The 11266-nt window shown below is 72.8% G+C and carries 11 protein-coding genes; 2 read left to right on the top strand and 9 right to left on the bottom strand.

The genetic code is table 11. The features are described 5' to 3' along the window. From VFW24_03720 to VFW24_03730, 3 genes are all read right to left on the bottom strand, one after another. Positions 1-963: acyl-CoA dehydrogenase family protein (locus tag VFW24_03720; protein HEX5265858.1), on the bottom strand; the 963-nt coding region annotated here is incomplete at its 3' end. Then, on the bottom strand, positions 960-1766 hold the full coding sequence (locus tag VFW24_03725; protein HEX5265859.1) for an enoyl-CoA hydratase-related protein: 807 nt from the start codon (positions 1764-1766) through the stop codon (positions 960-962). The genes VFW24_03720 and VFW24_03725, both read right to left, overlap by 4 nt. Further along, on the bottom strand, positions 1763-3013 hold the full coding sequence (locus tag VFW24_03730; protein HEX5265860.1) for a hypothetical protein: 1251 nt from the start codon (positions 3011-3013) through the stop codon (positions 1763-1765). Before VFW24_03730 ends, VFW24_03725 begins: the two co-directional genes overlap by 4 nt. Positions 3014-3081: 68 nt before the next feature. Here VFW24_03730 and VFW24_03735 point away from each other — a divergent pair, with 68 nt between their 5' ends. Next, positions 3082-4245, top strand: coding sequence for a thiolase family protein (locus VFW24_03735; protein ID HEX5265861.1), 1164 nt, complete (start codon positions 3082-3084; stop codon positions 4243-4245). Next, the gene (locus VFW24_03740) at positions 4242-4664 is read left to right on the top strand and encodes an OB-fold domain-containing protein (protein HEX5265862.1); all 423 of its coding nucleotides are present in this window, start codon (positions 4242-4244) and stop codon (positions 4662-4664) included. Before VFW24_03735 ends, VFW24_03740 begins: the two co-directional genes overlap by 4 nt. On the opposite strand, the gene VFW24_03745 is transcribed toward VFW24_03740, so the two are convergent. The 6 genes from VFW24_03745 to VFW24_03770 all read right to left on the bottom strand — a co-directional run. Then, positions 4661-6013 carry a fatty acid--CoA ligase family protein gene (locus VFW24_03745; protein HEX5265863.1) on the bottom strand — a complete coding sequence of 451 codons (1353 nt, stop codon included), beginning with the start codon at positions 6011-6013 and terminating at the stop codon, positions 4661-4663. The genes VFW24_03740 and VFW24_03745 overlap by 4 nt on opposite strands. A 67-nt stretch (positions 6014-6080) precedes the next feature. Beyond that, entirely contained in the window at positions 6081-7364 is a 1284-nt protein-coding gene (locus VFW24_03750) for an amidohydrolase family protein (GenBank protein HEX5265864.1), read from the bottom strand. A 24-nt stretch (positions 7365-7388) separates the two neighbouring features. Beyond that, positions 7389-8123: a class II aldolase/adducin family protein gene (locus VFW24_03755; GenBank protein HEX5265865.1), complete on the bottom strand. Its 735-nt coding sequence runs from the start codon at positions 8121-8123 to the stop codon at positions 7389-7391. Further along, positions 8120-9325 carry an amidohydrolase family protein gene (locus VFW24_03760; GenBank protein HEX5265866.1) on the bottom strand — a complete coding sequence of 402 codons (1206 nt, stop codon included), beginning with the start codon at positions 9323-9325 and terminating at the stop codon, positions 8120-8122. The genes VFW24_03755 and VFW24_03760 overlap by 4 nt, the downstream gene beginning before the upstream one ends. A gap of 19 nt (positions 9326-9344) precedes the next feature. Further along, entirely contained in the window at positions 9345-10484 is a 1140-nt protein-coding gene (locus VFW24_03765; GenBank protein HEX5265867.1) for a hypothetical protein, read from the bottom strand. Positions 10485-10528: 44 nt separating this feature from the next. Beyond that, the coding region (locus VFW24_03770) for an MOSC domain-containing protein (GenBank protein ID HEX5265868.1) at positions 10529-11266 on the bottom strand (738 nt) is incomplete at its 5' end.

The following is an 11266-nucleotide window of genomic DNA, read 5'->3' on the forward strand; positions in this document are numbered from 1 at the left end:
CCAGGCCCGGATGCGCTCCTCGGCGCCCAGCTGGGCCAGCTCCGGGCGGCGCAGGGGATCCCCTGGGCCCCGGCGCCCTCCGTTCCCGTCGGTGCGACGCGCCAGGCGCAGCAGGTGGTCGGTGCCCGACCCGCCGATGCGGTCGACACCCCCGGAGCCGGATCCCGAGACCATCTGGCGCTCTCCCGAGAGAGTGGCACCGGCCACCTTCCATCCCTCCCCCACCTGCCCCACCCTCTGGAAGTCGGGCACGACGGCACCGCCGAGGAAGACCTCGTTGAACTCGGCCTCGCCCCCGAGGTGCCGCAGGGGGCGCACCTCGACCCCGGGCTGGCGGAGGTCGAGCAGGAAGTAGGTGACGCCCCGGCGCTTGGGCACGGTGTCGTCGGTCCGGGCCAGCAGCACGCCGAAGTCCGACTGGTGGGCCCAGGTGGTCCACACCTTCTGGCCCGTGACCACCCAGTGGTCCCCGGACCGCACCGCCCGGGTGGCCAGGGACGCCAGGTCCGAGCCGGCGCCCGGCTCACTGAACAACTGGCACCACCGCTCCTCGTTCAACACGATCGGCGACAGGAAGCGCCGGCGCTGCTCCTCGGTGCCGTGGGCGAAGAGGGCCGGAGCGGCCAGGTTGAGGCCGAGGGGATTCAGCCGCCCCAGGTTGTAGGGCCGGAGCAGCTCCTCGATCCGCACGGCCACGGCTGGAAGCAGGCTCAGCCCGCCGTGCTCGCGCGGCCAGGTCGGCACCACCAGGCCCGACCGGCCGAACGCCGGGTACCACTCCTCGTACTCCCCCCGGTCGCGCACCTCGCGCACGGCGGCCGGGCCGCCCCGCCGGCCCGCCTCGAGCCACGACGAGGGGACGGTGGCCTCGAGCCACTCCGCCACCGCGGTGAGGGCGGCCCCCTCGGAGGTCTCGGGACCGATCGCCAGCCGCCCGCCCTCCGGGTGGGCCGTTCCACTCACCTGCCGCGGAACTCGGGGTCGCGCTTCTCGCCGAAGGCGGCCATGCCCTCGCGGAAGTCCTCGCTGCGCGACGACAGCTCGACGCCGAAGGCCTCGTCGGCCAGGTGCTCCTCGAGCGAGCGGGAGGCGCCGGCGTGCATCAGCCATTTGGTGAGCCCCAGGGCCACGGTCGGGCCCGAGGCCAACCGGCCGAGCACCTCCCCGACGGCGGCGTCCAGCTCCGCCTCCGGCACGGCCCGGTGGACCATGCCCCACGCCGACGCCTCGGTGCCGGTCACCTCCCGGCCCAGGAGCAGCATCTCGCGGGCCCGGGCCTCCCCCACCCGACGGGGCAGCAGCCAGGTGCCGCCGCTGTCGGGCGTGAACCCGCGGCGCATGAACGGCTCCCAGAGGCGGGCGTCCTCCGCCACCACGGCGAAGTCCGCCGCCAGCACCAGGTGCAGACCGATGCCCGCCGCCCACCCCTGGACCCGGCACACGACGGGGACCTGGACCGAGCACAGCAGGGGGACCAGGCGGTGGGCCTCCGAGGACACCCGCCGCTGGATGCTGCCGACACGCGGCCGGGCGTCGCGCGGCGCGTTGCGGGCGGCGAGGTCGAAGCCGGAGCAGAAGTGGTCCCCCGTGCCCGACAGCATCACCGCCCGAACCGACTCGTCCTGGTTGGCGTCCTCCAGCTCCCGGATCAGATCGGTGACCATGGCGTCGTCGAGCGCGTTGCGGCGCCGGGGCCGGTCGAGAGTGAGCCGCAGCACCCCGTCCTCGCGGGCCACGCGCAGCCCGCCGTCGTCGACCGCGCTCACTGCCGGTCGAACCGGGCGGACACGGCGTCGAGCACGGCCTGCAGGCCGGCACCGGGACCGCCCGGCGGGTCCGGCAGGCGGACCGGGCCCCGCTCGCGGCTGGGCAGGAGCACGGTGGCGGTGCCGGGTGTGGTCTCCTCGCCCCGCTGGTTCACACACGACAGCTCGAGGTCGACGGCGGGACGGTCGTTCCCGGCCAGGTACCGGCGGACCACCGTGCCCGACAGCCACTGGGTGTCCCCGACGTAGTTGAAGCGGCGGAACTCGCACTGCAGCTTCCACAACCAGGCCCCGTCCCCCATCCAGTCGGTGCACAGGTGGATCAGCCACGTCTCGCGCATCCGGCCGTAGTCGAAGGTGGTGGGGTTGCCGCTGCGGCGGGCGAACTCGGGGTCCCAGTGCACCCGCTGCATCACGTCCGGGATGTTCAGCTCGTCGCGATGGTAGAAGCGGGGGATGCGCCGGCGGTTCAGGTGGCCGAGGCGCAGGGGCCGGATGCCGTAGAGGCCCATGCCCATCCCCACGTGCCAGCACACCATGTCGGTCACGGTCAGCGGCCCCTTCACCAGGGGCCCGACGGTGTCCCCCTCCGCCACGTCCTCCCAGAGACGAGGCTCGGCGCCCCGGCGGATCTCGGCGGCGTACTGCTCCTCGATGCGGTCGATCTCGGCGTCGGAGTAGGGACGGATCTCGACGTCGTCGTACTTGCGCCGCTCCCGGGCCTGGCCCCGCTCGGTGCGGATCATCAGCCTGTACTGCCCCGCCAGCGCGTCGCCTTCCTCGGCCCGGAACACCTGGGCGCTCCACTCGTGCACGGCCCGTCCCGCGAACTCGCTGGGCTTGTCGAGCACCCCCACCAGGGCGCTGCGCCGGAACACGCGCGACCGGGGCGGCAACGGCCGCCACCACTCCCGCGAGCTCGCCGCATAGAAGGCGTGCACGCCCCGCAGGGGATCACCCTTCATGAGCTCGCGGTGCTCAGCGGGGACCGCGGTCACCTCGTCCTCTCCGATCAGGGTGTCCCCACCGACCAGGGGCGGGGGGGCGATGGGTCCGCCCCAGACCGTCCCGGCCGCGTACCCCTCGTCCCACCACAGCGGGTTGTCGTCCCCGTAGGCCTCGGCCACGTGGCGGAAGGCGTCCACGTCCGGGCACCGGTAGTGAGGAGCGACGGGATGGGGCTCGGGGACCCCGATGCGTGCCCGCAGGCGGGTGATGCCCTCGTCCGTGATGCGGCCTTCGGTCATATCGATGTCGTATACCTTATGGAGATGGGCACCGGCTCCACGAGTGGGCCGTGCACAACCGCTGCGACGTGAGCACGCACCCCTTCCGCGACGTGGCCATCGTCGGGGTGCACAACACCCGCCAGGCGCGCGAGCTGCCGGAGCACGACTCCCAGTCCATCGCGGTCGAGGCCTCGCTCGGCGCCCTCGCCGACGCCGGCATCCCGCTGTCGGAGGTCGACGGTGTGGTCGGACAGTTCGCCCACGAGATGATCCTCGAGCTGGGCCTGGGCCCGTGCTCCCGCCGTCCCAGCATGCTGGGCATACCGGCCCTCCTCGACGCCCTCTCCCTCGTCACCTCCGGAGAGGCGCGGGTGGTGCTCGTGGCGGGCGGCGGCGCCGGTCTCTACCGCGAGCGGTCGGCCACCGCGCCGTGGACCCGGCCGGCCAACGAGCTGGTGGTGGGGTACGGGCTGTTCACGGCGGCCGAGTTCGCCCTCATGGCCCGGCGCCACATGGAGACCTTCGGAACCACGCCCATGGACCTGGCCCGCGTCGCTGCGGTCATCCGCAACAACGGCCACGTGAACCCGGAGGCCGTCTACTCGGGCCGGGGCCCGTTCACGCCGGAGGACATCCTGGCCTCGCGGATGGTCGCCGATCCCTTCCATCTCCTCGACTGCGCCACCACGTCAGAGGGCGGGTGCGCGCTCGTCCTGGCGGCGGCCGACCGGGCCGCCGACTGCCCGTCAGCCGTCTGGGTGCTCGGCGCCGGCGGGGACTGCGCCGGGCCCGCCTACACCATCGCCCCGGTCTGGGACCACACGAGCGGTCCCGACCACGAGGCGTGGGGCTGGGTGGGGGCCCGGGCGGCGGAACGGGCCTTCCGCACGGCGGGCATCGGTCCCGAGGACGTCGACGTGGCCGAGCTCTACGACCCGTTCTCGTTCGAGATCATCCGCCAGCTGGAGGCGCTCGGGTTCTGCCCCCGCGGTGAGGGCGCCGCCTTCGTGGCCGACGGCGGCATCGCCCCCGGTGGGGCGCTGCCCGTGACGACCGACGGCGGGACGATGTCGTTCAGCCACCCGGGCATCAGCGCCCAGCAGCTCCAGCGGGTGATCCGGGGCGTCCAGCAGCTGCGCGGCACGTGCACGACGGCCCAGGTCCCGGGCGCGAGCGTGGCCATCTGCTCGAACGGCGGATCGGGCGCGCTGTTCACCGACCTGGTGCTGCTGGGATCGGAGCGCCCGTGACCGACCTGCTCCGGCCCCAGCCGCCCGGCATCCCGGTGCCGGCCCCGAGCTGGCGCCTGGCCCCCTACTGGGAGGCGTGCCGGAGGGGGGAGCTGCTCCAGTTCCGCTGCCCGGACTGCGGCCACGCCGAGGCCCGTCCCTTCACGGCGTGCAATCGTTGCGGCGGGCTCCGGGGGGAATGGGTGGCGGGCACCGGCCGGGGCGCCCTCTACAGCTGGACGGTCGTGTGGCGGCCCCAGCACCCCAGCTTCTCGGTCCCCTACGCCCCCGCCGTGGTGGCTCTCGACGACGGCTACCACATGATCAGCGCCGTGATCGGCTGCCCCCCGGAGGACCTCGAGGCCGGCCTCCGCCTGGTGGTGGAGTTCCACCCCGCCTCCGACGAGATCACCCTGCCCTACTTCCGCCCCGACGCCTAGCCCTCCCAGCCTGCGGCCAGCTCGCGCCGCAGGACCTTGCCCACCTCGCTGCGCGGCAGCGCCGGCAGCAGCCGGAAGGCGACCGGGACCTTGTAGGGGGTGAGGTGCCGCCGGCACAGCTCCTCGAGCTCGTCGTCACCGGCGTCACCGACCACGAACGCCACCGGAACCTCTCCCAGCCTCGGATCGGGCACCCCGACCACCGCCGCCTCGCTGACACCGGGAGACAGGCGCAGCACCTCCTCGACCTGGTCGGGGAACACCTTGTTCCCCCCCCGGTTGATCACGTCGGACACCCGGCCCTCGATCCACACGAAGCCGTCGGCGTCGATCCGGGCGTAGTCACCGGTGCGAACGAAGCCGTCGCCGTCGACCCGGTCGGCCAGCTCGGACCCTCCGGCGTACCCCACCGCCATTCGGGGAGGGCGTACGAGCAGCTCGCCCACCGCGCCCTCCGGAACCTCCTCCCCTGCCGCATCCACGACGCGGAGGGCCACATTGCGATGGGGCCGGCCCGCAGCTCCGAGCTTGTCGGGATGGGTCCGGGCGTCCTCGGCGGTCCACCCCACGACCTCCCCGATCTCGGCCTGCCCGTAGCTGTTGAGGACGACCACGCCGAAGCGGTCGGCGAAGCGCCGGGCCGCCAGCGGCGAGAGCGGGGCGGTGATGCTGCGCACGTACCGCAGCGGGGAGAGGTCGGTGACCGCCGGGTCGTCGGTGAGCATCACCATGGCCGCCGGCGGCAGGACCGTGGAGCGGATCTGATGGCGGCGCACCAGCTCGGCAAAGGCCTCCGTCTCGAATCGCTCCATGAGCACCAGTGCCGTACCCGCCCGCAGGCCGAACAGCACCTGGTACAGCCCGGCGTTGAGGGCCAGCGACACCGGCACCAGGTTGGGCGGCGGCGGCCGCTCCGGGTCGGGGGGCCGGCTGCGGATCGATCCGAGGACGCGGTCCAGCAGCTCCAGGTAGCCGCCGTGGGCGTGCAGGATGGGCCTCGGCGCGCCGGTGGTGCCCGAGGTCCACGTCACGAAGGCGACGCCGCGTTCGTAGGTGGCCGTGGGCCCTTCCGTGCGCGCCAGGGCGGCCCCGTCCAGCACGGCGGCCGGCCGCACGGTGTCGAGGGTGTGCCGGAGCTCGCCCTCGGGCTGGCGGGGATTGCCGGGAACGAGGACGGCATCGACGGACCAGATCCCGAACATGGCGGTGACGAACGAGGGGTGGTTCGGCAGCCGGACGACCACCGCGTTGCCGGGGCCGACCCCCGCCTCGCCGAGCCGGGCCGCCCAGCCCGCGGCCTCCTCCCTGGCCTGGCCGGCCGTGACCGTCCCGTCGAGGGTGTGGATCAGCCCCTTCTCGTCCCCGAAGGGATGGTCGGAAAGAAGGGACGCGAGGTTGACGGGGGGCGGCGTGGCGCTACCGGGTGGCGACGGTGCGGTTGGTTATCCGGCGCCACGCCTCCCGGTCCCGCTCGTCGGCCACCCGCCCCACGCGGGTGACCGTGTCGACGTCGGGAGACTCGGCACGCAGGGCGGCGGCGGTGCACCGCTCCCGGGGCCGGAGGGAGAAGGGGTCGAACGGATAGTGCCGCCTGGCGTTCTCGTGGGTGATCTTGCTCACCACGTCCCCGGGGAGGTGACCCATCAGGGTGGCGACGGCCTCGGGGGCGGTGGGCCAGGTCCCGTCCGAGTGGGGGAAGTCGGACTCCCAGCAGACGTTGTCGACGTTGAAGTGGTCGAGCAGCTCGACGCCGATGGGGTCGTTGATGAAGCAGCACAGGATGTGGTCGTGGAAGTTGCGCCGGGGTCCGCCGCCCTCCGGGAACTCCTGGCCGGTCCATCCCGAGTGGCGGTCGCGCACGTGCTCCGCCCGCCAGAGGAAGTACGGGATCCAGCCGGTGTCCCCCTCGGTCAACGAGAAGCGCAGGTCGGGGAACCGCTCCCAGAACTCGGCCCAGATCAGCTCGACCATGGTCAGGATCGACATGACCGACGAGGTCGTCATCTTGACGCTGGCGGGGGCATCACTGGAGGCCGGGGCCGGGCGCGACGCCGACCCGACGTGGCAGCACAGCACGGTCCCGAGATCGCTGCAGGCGGCGAAGAGCGGGTCCCAGTAGCCCGAGTGGATCGACGCCATCTTCAACGCCTCGGGGTTCTCGGAGTAGGTCACGGCGTGGCAGCCCTTGGCCGCCAGGCGCCTGACCTCCTTCACGGCCCGGTCGATGTCGAACAGCGGCAGGATGCCGCACGGGATGAACCGCTCCGGGTAGGCCCCGCACCACTCGTCGACGTGCCAGTCGTTGTAGGCCTTGATCATGACCTCATTGACGTCGGGGTCGGGACCCTGGTTGAGGACCTGGCCCGAGAACCCGGTCCAGTTCGGGAAGTTGAGCCCGGCCAGCTGCCCGCCGGCGTTCATGTCCCGCACCCGCTCGTGGACGTCGTAGCAGCCGGCCCGCATCTGGTCGTAGCGGCTGGCGTCGACGTTGAACAGCTCCCGGGGCTTGCCCGCCACGGCGTTGAGCCCCAGATCCCGCCCGCGCAGGCTCCCGTACCGCCACTGCTGGGTGCCGTCGTCGTTGACGACGACGCGCGGCGCCTGCTCCCGCCACCTCTCCGGGACGTGGGCGTCGAACATGTGCGCCGGCTCGCAGATGTGGTCGTCGACGCTGATCAGGATCAGGTCATCGGGTTGCACGACACCGTCCTTTCGGGTGGGCCGTCAGCGCCCCGACAGCAGGGTCGGGTCCCGCGCCAGCTCCAGGCGGACCATGGCCTCCCAGAACCCGATGAAGGCGTTCCCGTCCGACTTCTGCATCCGGTCGGCAAACTGAGGCGGCAGCGGACGGCCCCCGCCGACGGCCTCCACGTGCCAGGCGTTGCGGCACCGCTGCTCCAGCGCCACCGCCCGCTGGTGGGCGGCGCGGATCGAGCTGGCCAGGACGAACACCCCGTGATTGGCCAGGAGCGCCAGGTCGGCGTCCCCCATGGCCTCGACGACCTCCCCCGCCGCCTCGGCCAGGTTGACCGTGCCGGTGTACTCGTCGACGCACGTCACCCGGCCCCCGCCGAGCGCCGAGCTCTGGTCGTAGGCGGGCGGGACCCGGCCCACGTCGGCCCAGACGGTCCCGTAGCGGGGATGGTTGTGCACCGCCACCACCACGTCGTGACGCCGCTTGTGCAGCTCGAGGTGGATGGGGATGCCGAGCGGGACGGGCCAGTCCCCCTCGAGCACCCGGCCCTCCAGGTCGATGCGGATCACCTGCTCGGGGCGCAGCTCCGCCCACGTCACCAGCCACGGATTGCACAGGTAGGTCCCGTCGGGCTGCTTGTAGGTGATGTGGCCGGCCAGGTGGTCGTCGTAGCCCTCGTGCCACAGCGTGCGGGCCAGGAGGACCAGCTCCTCGGCCGGGGAGAGGTCGGGCAGCAGCTTGTCGGCGGTGGGCGTGAAGCTCATGGGTCCTCCGGAAGGACGCGGTCGGGCAGCGGGTGGCGGTACAGCCGGGCGGCGTTCTCGCAGCAGATGGCGCGCAGCTCCGCCGCCGGCAGGTGGGACCACACCTCGGAGATCACGTCCTGGGTGTCGGGCCAGGTGCTGTCACCATGGGGGTAGTCGACCTCCACCATGATGTTCTCGACCCCGATGCGGTGGCGGGTGTCGATGGTGGAGGGGTCGTCGATCGTGCAGAACCAGAAGTTGCGCCGGAGCACGTCGGCCGGCCGCACGTCCCATCCCAGCCCGTAGCCCGATCGGTCGACGATGTTGTCGAGGCGGTCGAGCAGCATGGCCACCCAGCCGATCCCCCCCTCGGACATGGCCACCGCCAGCTCCGGGAGCTCCACCGCCCACCCCGACCACAGCCATTCGGCGCACGCCCCGAGGGAGAGCTGGCCGAACAGGGTGGCGCCCAGAGGCAGCCCGGGTGACCCCGGCGGCAGGTCCGCCATTCCCGACGACCCGACGTGCAGGTTGATGACGGTGCCGGTCTCGGCGCAGGCGGTGATGATCGGGCGCCAGTGGTCCCGGTCGAAGATCGGCGGCAGGCCGATGTTGTGGGGGCGTTCGGGCAGGGTGACGGCGGGGAACCCTCGCGCCGCGTTGCGCCGGATCTCCGCTGCTCCCGCCTCCGGGTCGGTCAGGAACGTGATCCCGCACGGGATGATCCGCTCGGGGTAGGGGCTGTACCACTCCTCGTACAGCCAGTCGTTCCACGCCCGGGTGACGGCCAGCCCCAGCTCCCGGTCCGACGCCTGGGAGAAGATCCGCCCGCAGAAGCCGGTGATCTGCGACGGGAAGTTGAGCGAGGCCCACACCCCGGCCGTGTCCATGTCGCGGATGCGGGCGTTGATGTCGTAGCAGCCCGGCCGCATCTGCTCGAAGCGGAAGGGCTCCACCTTGACCGTCTCGGGCCGCCTCCCCACGACCGCGTTCATCCCCACCTGGGTGTACACCTGGTCCTCGAACTGCCAGACCTGGTGGCCCTGGGGTGTCTCGACGATGTGGGGCGCCCGCTCCTGGAGGCCTCGGGCGAGTCTCCCCTCGAACATGTCGGCGGGCTCGACCAGGTGGTCGTCGACCGAGATGATCGTGTAGCGCACGGGCCGGGGGTCCGGCTCGGGCAGGAACAGGTCCGGATCGAGGGCCGCGGTCGAGCTCATCTGTCCCTGGCGATGGTATTCAATCGTTCAGCCACTGGACGATGGCCAGGCACATCTCGTCCGACGACCCGTCCCCCCAGGTGACGAACCGCGGCGGCAGGCGGCGGAGCGCCGGCAGCAGCTGGTGGATGGCGGGGTTGTAGGTGCAGGTGACCTGGAGCTTGTCTCCGGGACCCACCGCCACCGGTTGGGCCAGGTCGTAGGACCGTTGGTAGTCGAAGTTGAAGTTGACCACGTTGAGGAGGGTCTGCTGCTTGGGGGTGCCCGGATCGAGGACGATCGTCATGCCCTTGCCCAGCAGGTGCATGTGGGCGGTCAACCGGAGCAGCTGGCCCGTGAACCCGAGTGGGTAGGTGCACGACGTCGTGTTCCCCGCGGGGGGATTGGTCGGGTCCCGGCCGCAGATGCTCTCGATGGTGTCGACGAACCGGGGCAGCTCGGGGCCGAAGCGCTGGCCCAGATCGGCGATCGAGGCGGCCCGGCTGCACAGGGGGCCGGTCACTCCGGCCGGGCACGGGACGTCCGGGGGGGCGGGGTACAGGGTCAGGCTCAGCGGGCGGAGGTGGCGGGTGGCGGGGACGGTCTGGAGCACCAACCTGCTCCTGACCGGCTTGGCGCCGACCAGGAGGTTGTAGTGGATCTGCATTACGACGAGGCTGCCGGCCGGGAAGGAGACGCCCGTTCCGGCGGGGACCACGTCGGCACCGTGGCCCGGTGCCCACGCCGACAGCCACGGAGTGCGGGCCAGGCCGGCCAGGCCGGTCCCCGGCAGCACCGATTCCCCGAAGCAGGTCCAGCCCCGCCCGTTCCCGTCGGCGGCCCGGGCGGCCGCCACCGCCTCCGGAGGCACCAGGAAGAGGATGGCGTGGTGGACCTCGGGGCTGTTCGGGAAGAAGTGGCTGGCCACGATCATCGAGTCGGACCGGGCCCCGGGGTCGAGAAGGGTGCAGTGGTAGTCGTCGGTCCCGCCCCCCGGCGGGGGCTTGGGCGTGTAGGTGTGCTCCGACTGCAGGGTCAGCGCCGTGGTGCCGCCCGACACGGAGGCGACGGTCCGTCCGGCGGCGGGAGCGCCCGCCGAGGTCGAGGCGGCCCCCCCGCACCCGGCCAGGACGGTGGCGAGCAGGCCCAGCGGGCCGAGGAAGCGGAGAAGCCGGGGCACCGGAGCTGAGCCTAACGAGCGAACGGCCCGGCGGGGCGTCCCGATCAGGCCGGGAGGAGCGTCACCTCGTCGCCCACGTGCACGGCGCCGGGAGCGGTCACCCGGGCGTACAGCCCGAGACAGGGATAGGTGCCGACCCCCGGCACCTCCACCCGGTTGAGGTCGGCGACGGCCCGCATCACGCCCCGGTCGGGCTCGAGGTCGCGCTGGCCGAGCGTCACCATGACGCAGCGCATGGTGAGCATCAGCCCTTCGACGGTCACCTCTTTCCCCACCCGGATGCTGCGCCCCACCCAGTCGTTCTCCGGAAAGGATTCCCCGCCGGCGCCGGTGTCGATCACCAGGTTGGGCCGGAACCGGCGGACGTCGGCCCCGTCCGGGAGCACGGCCCCCACCGCCGCCAGCGCCGAGGACGTGACGAGGTGCACCGCCGAGAAGTCGAACAGGGTCCCGGGCGGGGCGCCGAGGCCCGGGGCCACGTCGATGACCGGCTGGTCCCCCTCGCTCCCCACGACCGGCCCGTACAGCGACGGGCCCTTCTCCTCCATCCAGAGCTCATCGAGGGCGGTGCCCTGGGGCGCGGCCGACACGACCCGGACCGGGCGGCCGAGCGATCGCGACAGGGCCTCGGCGGCGTCGGGACCGGCGGGGATCGAGGTCCCGTCGGCAAGGGTGATCTGCGCGACCGGCGGGTCGGCCGCGTCATCGACGATCGATGCGGCGTGGTGCATCAGCGCGCCCCACGGTCGAGGGCGCTTGGCGCTGACCAGCCGGCCCGTCTC

The organism is Acidimicrobiales bacterium (assembly GCA_036273495.1).
Lineage (GTDB): Bacteria > Actinomycetota > Acidimicrobiia > Acidimicrobiales > JAJPHE01 > DASSEU01.

Coding starts and splice junctions, on each gene's coding strand:
- VFW24_03730 (HEX5265860.1), bottom strand. CDS start 3,013: ATGACCGAAGGCCGCATCACGGACGAGGGCATCACCCGCCTGCGGGCA.
- VFW24_03755 (HEX5265865.1), bottom strand. CDS start 8,123: ATGAGCTTCACGCCCACCGCCGACAAGCTGCTGCCCGACCTCTCCCCG.
- VFW24_03760 (HEX5265866.1), bottom strand. CDS start 9,325: ATGAGCTCGACCGCGGCCCTCGATCCGGACCTGTTCCTGCCCGAGCCG.